This is a genomic window from Hydrogenophaga sp. (assembly GCF_019635465.1).
Lineage (GTDB): Bacteria > Pseudomonadota > Gammaproteobacteria > Burkholderiales > Burkholderiaceae_C > Hydrogenophaga.
This window is the reverse complement of record NZ_JAHBZK010000015.1, coordinates 90,838-106,568: the sequence shown is the minus strand read 5'-3', so window position 1 is coordinate 106,568 and position 15,731 is coordinate 90,838. Positions and strand designations below refer to the sequence as shown.

Annotated in this window: 14 protein-coding genes; 4 read left to right on the top strand and 10 right to left on the bottom strand. The window is 69.2% G+C overall.

Translation table 11 applies throughout. The features are described from left to right. Positions 1-8: 8 nt before the first annotated feature. The gene (locus tag KF871_RS14465; protein WP_291143872.1) at positions 9-422 is read right to left on the bottom strand and encodes a DUF2306 domain-containing protein; all 414 of its coding nucleotides are present in this window, start codon (positions 420-422) and stop codon (positions 9-11) included. A 505-nt stretch (positions 423-927) separates the two neighbouring features. On the opposite strand from KF871_RS14465, the gene KF871_RS14460 reads away from it, so the two are divergent. The 4 genes from KF871_RS14460 to KF871_RS14445 all read left to right on the top strand — a co-directional run bounded on the left by KF871_RS14460 (position 928) and on the right by KF871_RS14445 (position 5,343). Further along, positions 928-2,340, top strand: a complete 1,413-nt coding sequence (locus KF871_RS14460) for an efflux RND transporter periplasmic adaptor subunit (RefSeq protein WP_291143870.1) — start codon at positions 928-930, stop codon at positions 2,338-2,340. Between the two features lie 10 nt (positions 2,341-2,350). After that, entirely contained in the window at positions 2,351-3,070 is a 720-nt protein-coding gene (locus tag KF871_RS14455; protein ID WP_291143867.1) for an ABC transporter ATP-binding protein, read from the top strand. Beyond that, positions 3,067-4,299, top strand: a complete 1,233-nt coding sequence (locus KF871_RS14450) for an ABC transporter permease (RefSeq protein ID WP_291143865.1) — start codon at positions 3,067-3,069, stop codon at positions 4,297-4,299. The genes KF871_RS14455 and KF871_RS14450 overlap by 4 nt, the downstream gene beginning before the upstream one ends. A gap of 210 nt (positions 4,300-4,509) precedes the next feature. Next, positions 4,510-5,343 carry an undecaprenyl-diphosphate phosphatase gene (locus tag KF871_RS14445; RefSeq protein ID WP_291143861.1) on the top strand — a complete coding sequence of 278 codons (834 nt, stop codon included), beginning with the start codon at positions 4,510-4,512 and terminating at the stop codon, positions 5,341-5,343. Positions 5,344-5,379: 36 nt separating this feature from the next. Here the strand turns inward: KF871_RS14445 and KF871_RS14440 are convergent, their stop codons facing one another. From KF871_RS14440 to KF871_RS14400, 9 genes are all read right to left on the bottom strand, one after another. Then, positions 5,380-7,326 (bottom strand): PAS domain S-box protein, encoded by a 1,947-nt coding sequence (locus KF871_RS14440; RefSeq protein WP_291143858.1) that lies wholly within the window; start codon positions 7,324-7,326, stop codon positions 5,380-5,382. 64 nt (positions 7,327-7,390) lie between these two features. Beyond that, positions 7,391-8,227, bottom strand: coding sequence for an alpha/beta hydrolase (locus KF871_RS14435; RefSeq protein WP_291143856.1), 837 nt, complete (start codon positions 8,225-8,227; stop codon positions 7,391-7,393). Between the two features lie 82 nt (positions 8,228-8,309). Next, a complete protein-coding gene (locus KF871_RS14430; RefSeq protein ID WP_291143854.1) occupies positions 8,310-9,137 on the bottom strand; it encodes a proteasome-type protease in 828 nt (275 codons plus the stop codon). A gap of 71 nt (positions 9,138-9,208) precedes the next feature. After that, positions 9,209-11,791: a DNA mismatch repair protein MutS gene (gene mutS / locus KF871_RS14425; protein ID WP_291143928.1), complete on the bottom strand. Its 2,583-nt coding sequence runs from the start codon at positions 11,789-11,791 to the stop codon at positions 9,209-9,211. A gap of 142 nt (positions 11,792-11,933) precedes the next feature. Further along, positions 11,934-12,713 carry an enoyl-CoA hydratase gene (locus tag KF871_RS14420; protein WP_291143851.1) on the bottom strand — a complete coding sequence of 260 codons (780 nt, stop codon included), beginning with the start codon at positions 12,711-12,713 and terminating at the stop codon, positions 11,934-11,936. 97 nt (positions 12,714-12,810) lie between these two features. Next, entirely contained in the window at positions 12,811-13,563 is a 753-nt protein-coding gene (locus KF871_RS14415; RefSeq protein ID WP_291143848.1) for a tyrosine-protein phosphatase, read from the bottom strand. 85 nt (positions 13,564-13,648) lie between these two features. Next, a complete protein-coding gene (locus KF871_RS14410) occupies positions 13,649-14,173 on the bottom strand; it encodes a hypothetical protein (protein ID WP_291143846.1) in 525 nt (174 codons plus the stop codon). 9 nt (positions 14,174-14,182) lie between these two features. Next, entirely contained in the window at positions 14,183-14,839 is a 657-nt protein-coding gene (gene ypfH / locus KF871_RS14405) for an esterase (RefSeq protein ID WP_291143843.1), read from the bottom strand. A 7-nt stretch (positions 14,840-14,846) separates the two neighbouring features. Beyond that, on the bottom strand, positions 14,847-15,638 hold the full coding sequence (locus KF871_RS14400; RefSeq protein ID WP_291143841.1) for a class III extradiol ring-cleavage dioxygenase: 792 nt from the start codon (positions 15,636-15,638) through the stop codon (positions 14,847-14,849). Positions 15,639-15,731 lie beyond the last annotated feature (93 nt).

The window sequence follows — 15,731 nt, the reverse complement described above, 5'->3', positions numbered from 1 at the left end:
GGGCGGCGTCAGGCCAGGCCCAGCCATTGGCCCAGCACCAGCTGACCCAGGTAGCGGTCGGGCATGAGCGTGAAGCTGCCGGCCACCAGGCAGCCGCCGATGTACAGCGCCAGCATGGAGCGCTGGTGGGCCTGGATGCGGCCTTTGGCCAGGTACCAGAACGCGATCGCCAGCGTGCCCAGGGTGATGGGCACCAGTAGATGGATGGGGGTGTAGCCCGCCAGGTTGGGCAGCTTGAAGTCGCGGATGAAGACTGCCGAGACGGAGGTGACCAGCATCAACGTGACCCAGGCGTAGCCGGCCGCTCGGTGCAACCGCGTGCGCACATGGCCACGGCGGCGCGCCCACAGGGCGATGGGGCCGATCACCGTGGCGGCGAGCGCGGCACTCAAATGGATGGCGATGAGTGGGGTGAGTTGCATGGCGGGCTCCGGTGGGGGGTCTGGGGTGGGCGTTGTGTGTTTTGCGTTGGGCGAACTGTCGGCTTGCCGGGGCGGCGACGCCATTGGCTTGGGACGGAACCGCGCATGGGTGGCGCGAATCGACATCGACGCGCCGTGAAATGCAGCCTCGCTTCCCTGTTGGAAGCGCTGCGGGCTTTACCAAACCGATACCTGAGCAGCACGGCACAGACGCAGCCCATTCCTACAATCAGGGCCTGTTTTCACCACTTTTCCGAGATGCGTTGCGAATCAAAACGGCCATGCGCAAGACGCGAAACGCAGACGGGCCGGTGGCCCGGCGAGGCTTCGCAACGCGGCGCATGGTCGTTTTGGCTGCAACCCGGAGGGAACGGGGTCAAAACAGCGCCACTCTTCGTTGCACTCCTAGGCCAGGCAGCCAGCCTGGCCGTCGTCCCGCGCCTTGATTGGCGCTGTTTTGACCCCGTTCGCACTCGGAAGAGTGGTGAGAACAGGCCCTAGCCACATGAAAAAGACGCTCTCGATCGCAGCCGTGGTGCTGCTGGCCCTGGCCGCAGGTGGCTGGTGGTGGACGCACCGGGGCAGCGCCGATGCCGCCACTTACCGCACGGCCGCCATTGAGCGCGGCGCGCTGCAGGCCAGCGTGTCGGCCAGCGGCACGGTCAATCCGGTGACGCAGGTGTCGGTGGGCAGCCAGGTGTCGGGGCAGATCAAGGCCATCAACGTCGACTTCAACAGCGAGGTCAAGGCCGGCCAGCTCATCGCCGAGATCGACCCGCAGAGCTTCGAGTACCGCGTGAACTCGGCGCAGGCTGACCTCGACGCGGCCGAGGCGGCGGTGGCGATCGCCGTGGCCAACGCCGCCTCCAGCCGAGCCAACGTATCGCGCGCGCAGACCGACCTGGCCGAAGCGCGTCGGGCCCACGAGCGCAACCTGAGCCTGGTAGCGCAGGCCTTCATTGCGCAAAGCGAGGCCGACCGCACGCGCGCCGCGCAGGCCTCGGCCGAGGAGGCGCTCAAGGCCGCGCAGGCGCTGGCCGGCGTGAGCGAGGCGCAGATCCAGAGCGCGCGCGCCAACGTGGCGCAACGCCGTGCCGCATTGGCCCAGGCCAAGGTGGACCTTTCGCGCACGCGCATCACCTCGCCGGTGGACGGCATCGTCATCAAGCGCGCCGTCGAGCAAGGCCAGACGGTGGCCGCCAGCCTGCAGGCGCCCGAGCTGTTCGTGATCGCGCGCAACCTGTCGGACATGCAGGTGGACACCAGCATCGACGAAGCCGATGTGGGCCGCATCCGTGCCGGGCAGAAGGCCACCTTCACCGTCGACGCCTTCCCCGGCCGCAGCTTCAGCGGCGAGGTGCGCCAGGTGCGCAAGGCCGCGACCAATGTGTCCAACGTCATCACCTACGTGGCGGTGGTCAATTTCGACAACGACGACGGCCGTCTGCTGCCCGGCATGACGGCCAACGTGCGTGTGGTGACCGAGCAGCGCGAGAACGTGCTCAAGGTGCCCAACGCCGCGCTGCGCGTGCGCATTGCCGGGGTTGAGCCGGCCGCCAAGGCACCGACGGATGGGTCGGCGCCGGCCACCGCCACCGCTGCGGGCGCGCAGACGCAGGCGCAGACGAAGCAGGCCGCGGCGGCCCGCGCCCCCGCGGCATCGGGTGGCGCGGGCGGCGGTGGCCGCGCAGGCGTCACCCGCGGGCGCCTGTACCTGCTGGGTGCCGACGGCAAGCCGGTGGCTTTCAACGTGGGCGTGGGCGTGAGCGACGGCAGCTTCACCGAGGTGCTGGTGCGCCCGGGCTCGCCGGCGGCCGAGGCGGTCAAGGAAGGTGCGCAGGTGATCACCGCGGCCACGGGTGGGGCGACCACCGGCGCGCCGGGCGGACGCCCGAGCGGCCCGCGCATGCCGTTCTGAGGCCGGCGCCATGGCCCTGATTGAAGCGCGTGCGCTGACCAAGACCTACGCCATGGGCGACGAGGCGGTGCATGCGCTCGCTGGCGTCTCGCTCGACATCGAGGCTGGTGACTTCATTGCCATCATGGGTGCTTCGGGTTCGGGCAAGAGCACGCTCATGAACATTCTGGGGTGCCTGGACCGGCCCGACAGCGGCCACTACCAGCTGGCCGGCGAAGCGGTCGAATCGCTCGACGGCGACGCGCTGGCGCGGGTGCGCAACCGGCGCATCGGCTTCGTGTTCCAGCAGTTCAACCTGTTGCCGCGCACCAGCGCGCTCGAGAACGTGGAGCTGCCGATGGTCTATGCCGGCGTGCCCACCGCCGAACGCCAGCGCCGCGCGCGCGCCGCGCTGGAGCGCGTGGGCCTGGGCCAGCGCGTGGCGCACACGCCGGCCGAGCTGTCCGGCGGTCAGCAGCAGCGGGTGGCCATTGCGCGCGCGCTGGTGAACGAACCTTCACTGATCCTGGCCGACGAGCCCACCGGCGCGCTCGATTCGCACACCAGCGAAGAGGTGATGCGCCTGCTGGCCGAACTCAACGCCCAGGGCATCACCGTGGTGCTGGTGACGCACGAGCCCGACGTGGCGGCCTGGGCCAAACGTCGGTTGACCTTTCGCGACGGGCAGGTGGTGGAGGACGTGCGGCAGACGCCCAGCCACACTGCGCAATCTCCAGCGGAGGCCGCATGAACACGCTGGCCGCCATTCGCAGCGCCTGGCGCGCGCTCACCGCCAACGCGCTGCGCAGCGTGCTCACCATGCTGGGCATCATCATCGGCGTGGCCGCGGTCATCACCATGATCGCCATCGGCGCCGGCGCCACCCAGCGCGTGCAGGACCAGATGCGTGCACTGGGCTCCAACATCATCCTGGTCACGCCGGGCAGCGTCACCTCGGGCGGTGTGCGCCTGGGCGCACAGGCCGGGCAGGGGCTGAGCGAGGACGACGCCACCGCCATCGCGCTCGAGATTCCCGAGGTGCAGGTGGCCGCGCCCAGCTCGCGCTCCAGCGGGCAGATCGTGGGCGGCGGCAGCAACTGGGCGACGCAGATCTTCGGCACCACCAACGACTACCTCATCGCGCGCGACTGGCCGATCGCCAGTGGCCGTGGTTTCGAGGCGGCCGAGGTGCAGGGCTCGGCCAAGGTGGCGTTGATCGGTCAGACGGTGGCGCGCGAATTGTTCGGCGACGCCGATCCGATCGACCAGGTGATCCGCGTGCGCACGGTGCCGGTCACGGTGGTCGGTTTGCTCGATCGCAAGGGCCAGAACAGCTTCGGACAGGACCAGGACGACGTGGTGATGCTGCCCATCTCCACCTTTCGCAACCGCATTCAGGGCGGTGGCGGTGGGCGCTTGAAGCGCATCGGCGCCATCAGCGTGAAGGTGGCCGACGGTCAGAACATGAGCAACGCCGAGCAGGGCATCAAGGACCTGCTGCGCCAGCGCATGCGGGTGCAACCAGGCGCCGACGACCCCTTCACCGTGCGCAACCTGACCGAGATCCTGCAGGCGCAGGAGGCGTCGAGCCGCATCATGACGCTGCTGCTGTCGGCCGTGGCCGGCGTCAGCCTGGTGGTGGGGGGCATCGGCATCATGAACATCATGCTGGTGAGCGTGACCGAACGCACCCGCGAGATCGGCCTGCGCATGGCGGTGGGCGCACGCGGCAAGGACATCCTGGCCCAGTTCCTGATCGAGGCGGTCACGCTCAGCCTGATCGGTGGCGCGATTGGCGTGGTGCTGGGCGCGCTGGCCACCTGGGCCACGGCGCAGTTCGCTGGCTGGCAGGTGAGCATGACGCTCAACTCCATCGGGTTGGCGGCCGGCTTCTCGGCCCTGGTGGGCATCTTCTTCGGCTTCTACCCGGCGCGCCGCGCCTCGCGCCTGCTGCCCATCCAGGCTTTGCGGCACGAGTGAGGATGACCAATGCCATCGCCGCGGTGCGGCGCTGATGACAGATGACTTCGCTGCTGCGCAGCGTGGATGACCAATGACGGAGACACACCCGTCATGGCGCAGCGCAGCTGCGCAGTCATCAAGCCGCAGCGCGGCGATGTCATTCGTCATGCCGCCCACCCACCCGTGCCCAGTTAGGATGCCGGACTTGCCAGCCAACACCCACGTTTCATGGACATCGCATTGCTGATCAAGGCCGCCCTGATGGGGGTGGTCGAAGGCCTGACCGAGTTTCTGCCGATTTCATCCACCGGCCACCTCATCCTCGCGGGGGCGCTGCTCGGTCTCAACGACGAAAAGGCCAAGGTGTTCGAGGTGGTGATCCAGACCGGCGCCATCTTCGCGATCGTGGCGGTCTACGCCCAGCGCCTGCTCGCCACACTCAAGGGCCTGCCCACCGGCGACCTGGTGGCGCGCCGGTTCACGGTCAATGTGCTGGTCGGGTTCTTCCCGGCGGCGTTGCTGGGCTTTCTGTTCATTGGCGCCATCAAGAGCGTGCTCTTCAACCCGCTGGTGGTGGCCACCAGCTTTATCCTGGGCGGGCTGGTGATCCTGTGGGCGGAACGCCGGCAAACGCGGGTGACCGAACACACGGTGCAGGCGGTCGATGACATCCGCTGGCCCGACGCGCTCAAGGTCGGGCTGATCCAGTGCCTGGCGTTGGTGCCGGGCGTGAGCCGCTCGGGCGCGACCATCATCGGCGGCATGCTGGTGGGCTTCAATCGGCGCGCGGCGACGGAGTTCAGCTTCTTCCTGGCCCTGCCGGTGCTGGTGGGGGCGGCGGTGTACGACCTCTACAAGCACCGCGCGCTGTTGTCGGCGGATGACCTGCCGTTTTTCGCGGTGGGCTTGGTGGTGTCGTGGCTGGCGGCCTGGGTCTGCGTGCGTTGGCTGCTGCGCTTCGTGGCCTCGCACACCTTTGTGGCCTTTGCCTGGTACCGCATAGCGTTCGGCGTGCTGGTGCTGGTCACCGCGCACTTCGGCTGGATTGCCTGGACCGACTGATCTGCCGGCGCCTGGCCAATTGCCTCAGCGCTTGCGTCAACCTTCGAGGTAGCGCTCACCCGACGGTTGCAGTGTGAAGGTGAAGGTGGCGCCCTGGCCAGTCTGCGCCTGCGCCTGCATCCAGCCTCCGTGGCGCACCACGATGCGCCGGGCCGTGGCCAGGCCGATGCCCAGCCCCTTGAACTCGTTGGGCATGTGCAGGCGCTGAAACGGCTGGAACAGCTTGCTGGCGCGTGCCATGTCAAAGCCGGCGCCGTTGTCGCTCACCGAAAACTCGCGCACGCCGTTGTGCCAGCGGCCGCTCACACGGATGCGCGCCTGGGCCGTCTGGCCGGTGTACTTCCAGGCGTTGTGCAGCAGGTTCTGCAGCAAGGCCTCCACCAGCGCGCCGTCGGCCATGGCCAGCAAGCCGGGCTCGACTTCCCATTGCACGTTGCGTTCGGGTTCGCTGGCGGCAAGCTCGCGCAACTGGCGCGTGGCCATGCGGCTGAGATCGACTGGCTCGCGCTGCAGCTCGCCGCGCGCCATCTGCGACAGGTGCAGCAGGCCGTCGATGAGCTCGCCCATCTTCTTGCTCGCTTCGCGAATGCGCTCCAGGTGCTTGCGGCTTTCGGTGTCGAGTTCGGGGTTGTCTTCTTCCAGCGCCTGGGCAAAGCCGTTGATGATGCGCAGCGGTGAGCGCAGGTCGTGCGCCACGGCGTACGAGTAGCTTTCGAGCTCGTCGTAGGCGGCCTTGAGTTCCTGGGTTCGCTCCTGGATGCGCTGCTCCAGCGAGGCATTGAGTTCGTGGATGTGCAGCTCGTTGAGCTTGCGCTCGGTGATGTCGAGCACACAGCCGAGGCCTGAGCGCACCTTGCCACGCTCGTCGCGCTCGAACTCGCCACGCACCTGGTACCAGCGCCAATCGTCACCCGACATGCGCAGGCGGTACTCGATGTTGTAGGGCGCGCCGTCGCGGAAGGTGGCGCCCCAGTTGGCCTTCACGTACTCGAGGTCGTCGGGGTGGGTGCGGTCGAGCATCTCCTGGTCGGTGAATCGCTGGGCCGGCAGCGACAGCACCTCGTCGGAGTTGCTCAAGGTGGTGAAGGTGCGCGTTGGCGCGTCGTAGAGCCAGCTGGCCATGCCGGCGAGCTCCTGCGCCTGGAACAACAGGCGTTCGGTGGTGCGCAGCTGCTCTTCCATGCGCTTGCGCTGTGAGATGTCCTGCACCACGACCACCAGGTAGTCGGGGGCGCCTTCGGCGGTGCGCATCATCGACACCGACAGCACCACCCAGATGGTGTGGCCCTGGCGATGGATGTAGCGCTTCTCGATGGTGTAGCTGTCGCCTTCGCCGCGGATCAGCGTGGCCAGGTGGTCGAGGTCGAGTTGCAGGTCCTCGGGATGGGTAAATCTGCGCCAGTCGCTGTCTTGCAGCTCGGTGCGGCTGTAGCCGATGAGGTCGCAGTACTTCTGGTTGATGCGGATCCAGGTGCCGTCGACGCGGGTGTGCGCCATGCCGGTGGCGCTGTGCTCGAAGGTGTCGAGCATCTGCTGGTGGCTGCGCTGCGCCAGGTTCATCGATTCGCGCAGCATGCGGTATTGCCGCTGCATGAGGGCAATGGCGCCCACCACCACCACCTGGGTCAGCAAGTGCCACAGGTTGAGCCAGAAGGCCTCGACCGGGTTGTCGAACGCCAGGCTGAAGTACGGCTTGACCAGCAGGAAGTTGATGAACAGCATGCCCAGCAACGTGCTGAACATGCCCACGCGAAAGCCGCCGTAGAGCGCGCACACCGCCGCCGCCAGCGACAGCGTGATGAAGCGCCCGCCCGATTCCGCCGGCGCCAGTGCCACGCGCATCCAGGCCAGCAGGGCGGTGACCAGCGCCGCCACCAGCAGGCGCTGCCACATGGGGCGGCGCGAAGGCTCCCAGGACGCCAGCCGCACGCGCCACCAGCTCAGTGGCGTGTGGGCGGTGGGGGTGGGTGGCGATGCGCTCACGGCGTCGAGGGTACACCTGCGGCGTTCGCCTGCCGTCCCCGGGAAAACGCCCGGTCGATTCGGCTCACTTGGGGGTGAGGGCGCTCAGCAGCTCGTCGATGGCGGCGGCGGTTTCCTGCGGACGTTCCATGGGGAACAGATGGCTGCCCTCGATGAGCCGAAGGCGCTCGGGGTGCGCCTTGCCCACCAGCCGGTGCGTCATGGTCATGCCGACCTGCTGCATCTCTTGCGAGCGGGTGCCACCCAGGAAGGCGACCGGGCATTGCAGCGGGTGGCGGCGCAGCAGGCGGTCGAGGTTGTGCGGCAGGGTGTTGTAGATGGCGGTCTCGACATCGCGCGAGAAGCTGAGCACGCGCTGGCGACCCTGCGGCGTGTCCTCGTCGTGCATGGCGTGGTCCACGTAGTCGCGCAGGCATTGCGGGTCCCAGTGGGCGAAGGCGCGTTTGTGCTGCAGGTGCGCCAGTGCGGCGGCGGCGTCGGGCCAGCGGTCCCGGCGGCGCTGACTCACGCGACCCGGCGAGACGGCACCAACCAACTGCGTGCGCTTGATGAGTTCGAGCGTTCGCGCGCGCCATCCGCCCAACACCGGCGAGTCGATCAGCAGCACGCCGAGCACACGCTGTCCACCCAGCACCGGATGGCGCGCCGCGCACATCAGGCTGAGGAAGCCGCCCAGGGAGTGCCCCACCAAGTAGGCGGGTTGCCCCGCGCGGGCCATCTCGGCATCGGCGAAGTCGGCCAGCTGCTGCACCAGGTGCGGCCAGTTGCTGGTGACCGGGTAGCGCGGGTCGTGGCCAAACCTGTCCACCGCCCGCACGGTGTGCCCGCGCGCGCGCAGCGAGCGGAACAGGCTCTGGTAGGTGGCCGCCGGGAAGCTGTTGGCGTGCGAGAAAAGAATCATGTTCGTTCGGCGTTGTGCGTCGGGCGTTCAGCGAGGGGGCGTTCACGCCCAACGCCCAACGCCCAACGCAGAACGCTCAACCTCAGATCAGTTTCTCGCGCGAGTTGGTGATCTTCTTCAGCGGGCGACTGCGCTCGCTCTCGCACAGCAGCGGCACTTCGGTCGCCTCGCCCTCCCAGGACGGGTCTTCGATGCCGTCGAAGACTTCGCGCAGCTTCTGGCCCCAGGAGTTGCGCACCATCAGGAAGTAGGGGTTGTTCTCGTCGATGCAGACGATCCGGTCGGTCTTGAGGGTGTCGGCCTCATAGACCACCATGTCCAGCGGCAGGCCCACCGACAGGTTGGACTTGAGCGTGGAGTCCATGGACACCAGTGCGCACTTGGCGGCTTCGTCCAGCGGGGTGTCGGGGGTGATCACGCGGTCGAGCACCGGCTTGCCGTACTTGGATTCGCCCACCTGGAAGAACGGCGTCTCGGCCGTGGCTTCGATGAAGTTGCCGGCGGCATAGACCTGGAACAGGCGCATGCCTTCGCCGCGGATCTGGCCGCCGAAGATCATGGAGACGTTGAACTCCACGCCAGCGCGCTTGAGCGATTCGCCGTCGCGCTGCCAGACGTGGCGCACCGCCGAGCCCAGCACGCGGGCGGCATCGAACATGCTGCGCGCGTTCCAGATGTTGATGGGGTCACCGCCTTCGTGGTCTTCGATCTGCTCGACCTGCAGGATCTCGCGCACCGACTGCGCCACGCTCAGGTTGCCCGCCGAGAGCAGGCACATGAAACGATCGCCCGGCTTCTCGTAGACGATCATCTTGCGGAAGGTGCTGATCTGGTCGAGGCCCGCGTTGGTGCGCGAGTCGGACAGGAACACCATGCCGGCCTTGAGTTTGACGGCGACGCAGTAAGTCATGGGGGTGGGGCGCGGGGCGTTGGGCGTTGTGGGTTGGGCGTTCGGCGCGGGGGTGAAACCGCCTTGGGGCGCTATTGGGCCATCTTTTTGAGCTGGTAGAGCTGGTCGAGTGCGTCGCGTGGCGTCAGCGCATCGGGATCCAGGGCCGCGAGGGCCGCCACGAGAGGGTGGGCCTCGGGTGCCTCGGCCACGGGCGGCGGCGCAAACAGGTCGACCTGGGTCTGTTGCTCGGCGCTGTGCGCCTCCAGCGCCGACAGGGTGTGGCGCGCGTGCTGCACCACCGCGGCGGGCACGCCCGCCAGCCGGGCCACCTGAATGCCGTAGCTGCGGCTGGCCGGGCCGGGTTCGATCTGGTGCAGGAACACGATGCCCTTGCTACCGCCCTCGGTGGCGCTTACGTGCACGTTCATGGCGGCGTGGTGCGTGGCCGGGAACTCGGTCAGCTCGAAGTAGTGCGTGGCAAACAGCGTGAAGCAGCGCACCTTGTCGTGCAGGTGGGCGGCAATGCCGCTGGCCAGGGCCAGGCCGTCGAAGGTGGACGTGCCGCGGCCAATCTCGTCCATGAGCACCAGGCTTTGCGGCGTGGCGGTGTGCAGGATCTGTGCGGCTTCGGTCATCTCGACCATGAAGGTCGATTGCGCATTGGCGAGGTCGTCGGCCGCGCCGATGCGGGTGTGGATGGCGTCGAGCGGGCCCAGGCGACAGGCCTGCGCCGGCACATGGCTGCCCATGCTGGCCAGCAGGGCGATCACCGCCACCTGGCGCATGTAGGTGCTCTTGCCGCCCATGTTGGGGCCGGTGATGACCTGCATGCGCGCCTTGCTGCCCAGCACCGTGTCGTTGGCGATGAAAGCGCCGCTGCTGGTCTCGGCCAGCCGTGCCTCGACCACCGGGTGGCGACCGCCGCGAATCTCGATGCCGGGCTCGCTGGTGAACGTCGGCTCGCACCAGCCCAGCGTGAGCGAACGCTCGGTGAGCGCGCACAGGGCGTCGAGCGCGGCCAGCGCGCGGGCCAATCGCGTGAGCGGGTCGATGAAGGCCTGCAGTTCGTCGAGCAGGCGCTCGTAGAGCCATTTCTCGCGCGCCAGGGCACGCTCTTGCGCCGACAGGGCCTTGTCCTCGAAGGCCTTGAGCTCGGGTGTGATGAAGCGCTCGGCGTTCTTGAGCGTCTGGCGGCGTTTGTAGTCGTCGGGCACGCGGTCGAGCTGGCCTTGCGTGACCTCGATGTAGAAGCCGTGCACCTTGTTGAACTGCACGCGCAGGTTGGCGATGCCGGTGCGGGCTCGCTCGCGGGCTTCCAGCTCGATCAGGAAGGCGTCGCTGTGGTTCTGGATGCCGCGCAGCTCGTCGAGCTCGGCGTCGAAGCCGTCGGCCATGACACCGCCGTCGCGCACCAGCGCGGCGGGTTCGGGCAGCAGGGCGCGTTGCAGCAGGTCGGCGCAGCCGGCGGGCGGTTGCAGGGCCTGGGCGATGTGACCCAGCAAGGCCTGTTCGGCGAGGGGTGTCAGCCCGTTGGCCAGCGCCTGCGCGCGCCCCAGCGTCTGGCCCAGGCCGACCAGCTCGCGCGGTTTGACCTGGCGCAGCGCGGTGCGGGCGGTGATGCGCTCGACGTCGCTGCAGCCCTTGAGTTGCGCCCGCAGCGCCTGCCAGGGCCCGCTGCGCAGCGCGCCGATGGCGGCCAGCCGGGCGCGGGCCTCGCTGCGATCGCGCTGCGGCTCCAGCAGCCATTGGCGCAGCGCACGGCTGCCCATGCCGCTGGCGCAGGTGTCCAGCAGCGAGAACAGGGTGGGGCTGGGATCGCCGCGCAGGGTCTGCACGAGTTCGAGGTTGCGCCGCGTGGTGGGCGGCAGGTCGATGCGCTCGTCGGCGCGCGCCACCTGCAGGCTGCGCACATGGGCCAGCGCGCGGCCCTGGGTGTGCTCGGCGTAGGCGAGCAGGGCGCCGGCCGCTGCATGGGCGGCGCCCATGCCCTCGGCGCCCCAGGCGGCCAGGCTGGCGGCCTGCAACTGCTCAAGCAACTTGCGCTCGCCCACGGTGGCGTCAAAGGCCCAGGCGGGGCGCAGCACGGCCACCAGCTTGCTGCCGGCAGCACCCGACTGCGTGGACAAGGCCTGCACGCGCTGCTCGAAGGCCGGCGTGGCGTCGGCGCTGTAGAGCAGCTCGCCCGGCGCGATGCGCGCCACCCAGTCGGCCAGCTCGTCGCTGGCGCACTCGGCAAGAAAGACGATGCCCTGCGTGAGCGACAACCACGCCAGGCCGCAACCGGTGCGCGCGCCGGCGTGCACCGCCATCAGCAGCGATTCGCTCTTGTCGGGCAGCAGCTCGGCATCGGTCAGTGTGCCGGGGGTGACCACGCGCACCACCTTGCGCTCCACCGGGCCCTTGCTGGCGCCCACCTCGCCCACCTGCTCGCAGATGGCCACCGATTCGCCGAGCTTGATGAGCCGGGCCAGATAGGTGTCCACCGAATGAAACGGCACGCCGGCCATGACCACCGGTTGCCCGGCCGACTGACCGCGCTGGGTCAGCGTGATGTCGAGCAGGCGCGCGGCTTTTTCGGCGTCGGCGTAGAACAGCTCGTAGAAGTCCCCCATGCGGTAGAAGACGAGCGTGTCGGGGTACCCGGCCTTGATGGCGAGGTACTGCGCCATCATGGGTGTGTGGGCGTCCAGCGGGGCGGTCACGGTGGGCAGCAAGGGTGCGGGCGGGCCCCGCAACAGGGGCACGCTTGGGTCGACGACGGCGCCCCGAGAGGCGCAACAAAAACAGCCAGCGACTGTAGCCGATCGACCCGGCTCAGCCGCCTTGTTGCTGGCGTCCGCGCGCCTGCACCTGCTCGCGCCGCGCGGCCAGTTCGTCGGCGCTCAGGCGCGCGGTCCAGGCCCGGTTGCGCTCGCGCTCCAGGGCCAGTGCCTCGCCCAGTGGCAGGCGGTGGCCGTCGTCGATGAGGCGTTTGTAGGTGACCAGCATGGCGCCGTCGGCGCTGGCGATGTCGGTGGCCAGCGCAAGTGCGGCTGGCAGCAGCGCCTCGGGCTCGACCACCCGGTTGACCAGGCCCCAGCGCTCGGCGGTGGCCGCATCCACGAAGTTGCCCGACATCGACATCTCCATGGCGCGCGAGCGGCCGATGAGGCGGCTGAGTTTTTGCGACAGCCCCCAGCCCGGCACGATGCCGATGCGCGCGTGGGTGTCGGCCACTCGCGCCTGGCTGCTGGCGATGAGGATGTCGCAGGCCAGGGCGAGCTCCAGGCCGCCGGTGATGGCCACGCCGTTGAGCGCGCCGATCACCGGTTGCGGCATGGCGTGCAAGGCCATCACCGGGTCGTTGTGGGGGCCGCTGGGCGGCATGCCGCCTTGCCCGAGTTCCTTCAGGTCCAGGCCGGCGCAAAAACCCTTGCCGGCGCCGGTCAGCACCACGGCACGCACGCTGGTGTCTTGGGCGACCGTCTGCAGGGCTTGCACCAGGGCTTCGCGCAGCGCCACCGACAGCGCGTTGAGCGCGGCCGGCCGGTTGAGGGTGATCAGGGCCACGCCCTCGTGCGGGCGTTCTAGGGTGACCAGTTCGGTGGCGTTCATGGCGCTTCGTTCGCTGATGGATCGTCAGCGGCGCATTGTGCGCAGGACACCGCCGGGTGTCCGTTCCTGCGCGACACCCCTGTTGGGGCCGGGGTGCTCAGTCCTGCGCGAGCAGGCGATCGCGCAGGCGCTGCCGCAGCGCTGGGCTCAGACCCATGGGGCCGGCCAGGTAGGCATCGATGCCGCCGAATTCTTCGTCGATGCAGCGCCAGGCGGTGTGCAGAAACGCGGGTTGCACCTGCCACAGCACTTCCAGCACCTCGGGCGGCGCCGGTTCTTCCACGCGCGCGTCGCGGCGGTAGAGGCGGTTGGTGAGCAGGTAGTCGGCCATGACGTCGTCGCGGTGCACGCCCAGCGCGCCCAGCAGCAGGGCCGCCGTCATGCCGGTGCGGTCTTTGCCGGCGGTGCAGTGAAAGACCAGCGCGGCGCGCTGCTCGGCGATGCGGGTGAGCACCTGGCCGAACACGGCGCCGTGCAGGCGCACGAAGTCGCGGTAGGTCTCGCACATCAGCTCGACCGCTTCGGCGCGGCCCAGGCCATGGGCGCTGGCCATGCGATCGCGCACACGGCGCAACACGGTGGGCTCGATGCCCAGGTGCTCCACCAGCACGCCGGGCAGCCGGTTGGGCAGTGCGCGCCGCTCGGCCTCGCCCCGCAGGTCCACGCAATGGGTCACGTCCAGGTCGGTCAGGCGCTGCAGGTCGGCCGAGCTCAGGCGGCCCAGGTGGTCGGAGCGGTAGACCAGGCCCCGGCGCACCGTCAGGCCGTCGTGGCCAGCGTGTCCGCCCAGGTCTCGGAAGTTGGATGCGCCCTCGAGCGAGACGGCGAGTTCGGTGCAAGCGGTCGTCATGGGGTGGGGGGTATCAAGCGAGGGCGCATTGTGCGCCGGTTTTCGCTGCAGTGCAGCATGCTCGCGACACCCCCTGTCGGACAGCTCAGCCAGCGTGAATTGCTTGGTGTAAGTCGAAATGGTGCATCAGTTCGCGCAACACCAACAGCAGCGCGGCCGCCCGACGCCCGGTGGGCAGGCCGACCAGCGCCTGGGGCTGGCCCAGTGCGCCGCTGGCCAGGCGCTGAAACAGGGTTTCGACCGTTTCGCGGTCGAGCGACTGACCCATTGGCAGGGTCGCCATGAGTTCGGCGACGCCAGGGTCGTCGCTCACCAGGGTGTGGCGCCCGCTGGCCCAGGTGGCCAGGCGGGTCAGCTCGTCTTCCACGTGATCGATGGCGTGTTCCAGCTCAACCGGGCGCGGCAGGTCGGCGCGGAAATGGCGCTCGGCGATGCGCTGCGGGGACAGCGCCACGGCCTCGGTCTGCCAGCCGCCTTGCCCATCGTCGCGGACCAGCCAGGCGTTGGCGTCTGCGACGTGAAAACCCAGCGCAGACCGACCGTCGACGGCGGCGTCTCGCAAAGCCCGTGCGAGGGTCGCTGGCACGGCGATGGCGCTTGGGGCGTTCATGGCGGCAGCCTACGCCGGGACTTGCGCGGGCGCGGTGCCGCCGGGCAGGTGGCGTTGCACGGCGGCCAGCGCGCGCAGGTCGATGCTGTGGCCCATGCCGTCGACGATGTCCAGTGACGCGGGCGATTGCAGCGCGGCCAGTGCGTCGCGTGCGTCGCGCGCGCACTGCACGGGCATCACCGGATCGGCGCTGCCATGCACCAGGTGCACGCGGGTGTCTCCCAGGGGGCGCTGGGGCGGCTGGGCAAAGCGCCCGGCGATGGCCGTTACCGAGTGCGCCAGGCCCGGTGCGTGCTGTGTGGATTCGAGCGCCATGATCGCGCCCTGCGAGAAGCCGATCAGGTCGGTGGCCTCGGGGCCCACGCCGCAACTGGCCTGCCAGTCGCGCACGGCCTGCACGAACAGCGGCATGGCCGCGGCCACGCGGGCGGGCCGGTTGGCCTCGGTGACCTCGCGCACCGAGAACCACTGCCAGCCTTGGCCCAGATCGCTGGCGAAGGGCGCGCGCAGGCTGGCCACCAGCGTATTCGGCCTTGATCTGGCCAGCGCCTGACCCAGGGGGACCAGGTGGTGCGGTTGGGCGCCCACGCCGTGAAACAGCAACAGCAGGCGGGCCGGACTGGCCAGCCGATGGATCATTACGGCGTTCTGGATGACGTCTGGCATGGGTACCTCAGGCGCTGGCCGCCGGGGCGAACAGGAATGCGTCCATCGCCAGCACGCCGTAGGTGATGCCGCCGTCGATGAGCGAGCCCGTGACGCCAACACCGGCTGCGCCCGCCGCCACCATCAACGGCAGCAGGTGCTCGGTGGTGGGGTGAGCGCGCCGCGCATGGGGCGCCTGGGCCATGGTGGCTTGCAGGCGGGTGCTGTCGCCGGCACCCACGACCTGGCGTACCCAGGCCGCGAACTCGGTGGCATAGGCCTCGCCTTCACTCTGGCCGGCCCGCACTTCGTACAGGTTGTGGGTGAGGCTGCCGGAGCCCACGATCAGCACGCCTTGCTCGCGCAGTGGCGCCAGTGCCTGGCCAAAGCGGAAGGCACCCGCTTCGTCCAGCCCGGCTGGCAGCGAGACCTGGAACACCGGCACGTCGGCATCGGGGTACAGGTAGAGCAGCGGCACCCAGGCGCCGTGGTCCAGGCCGCGGGCTTCGTCGCCCACCACCGGCCAGCCGGCGTCGTGCAGCAGTTGCAGGGTCTGTTGCGCCAGCTCGGCATGGCCGGCGGCGGGGTACTGGATCTCGTAGAGCGGCTGGGGAAAACCGCCGAAATCGTGAATCGTGGCGGGTTGCTCGCTCAAACCGACGCGCACGCCGCGCGACATCCAGTGCGGCGACACCACCAGCACTGCGCGCGGGCGCGGCAAGCTGCGGCCCAGCGCCTGCAGCTGCGGGCCGGCCAAGCCGGGTTCCATGGCGAAGGTGGGGGCGCCGTGCGAAACAAAGAGGGTGGGCATGCGGTTCATGAGGGGCTCCGTTGGGCGCATTGCGGCCCGTGTGGACCCGGCAGCGCGCGATGAAGTCACTGTAGGAGTTGCGGAACAAGAGATAAATCGGGT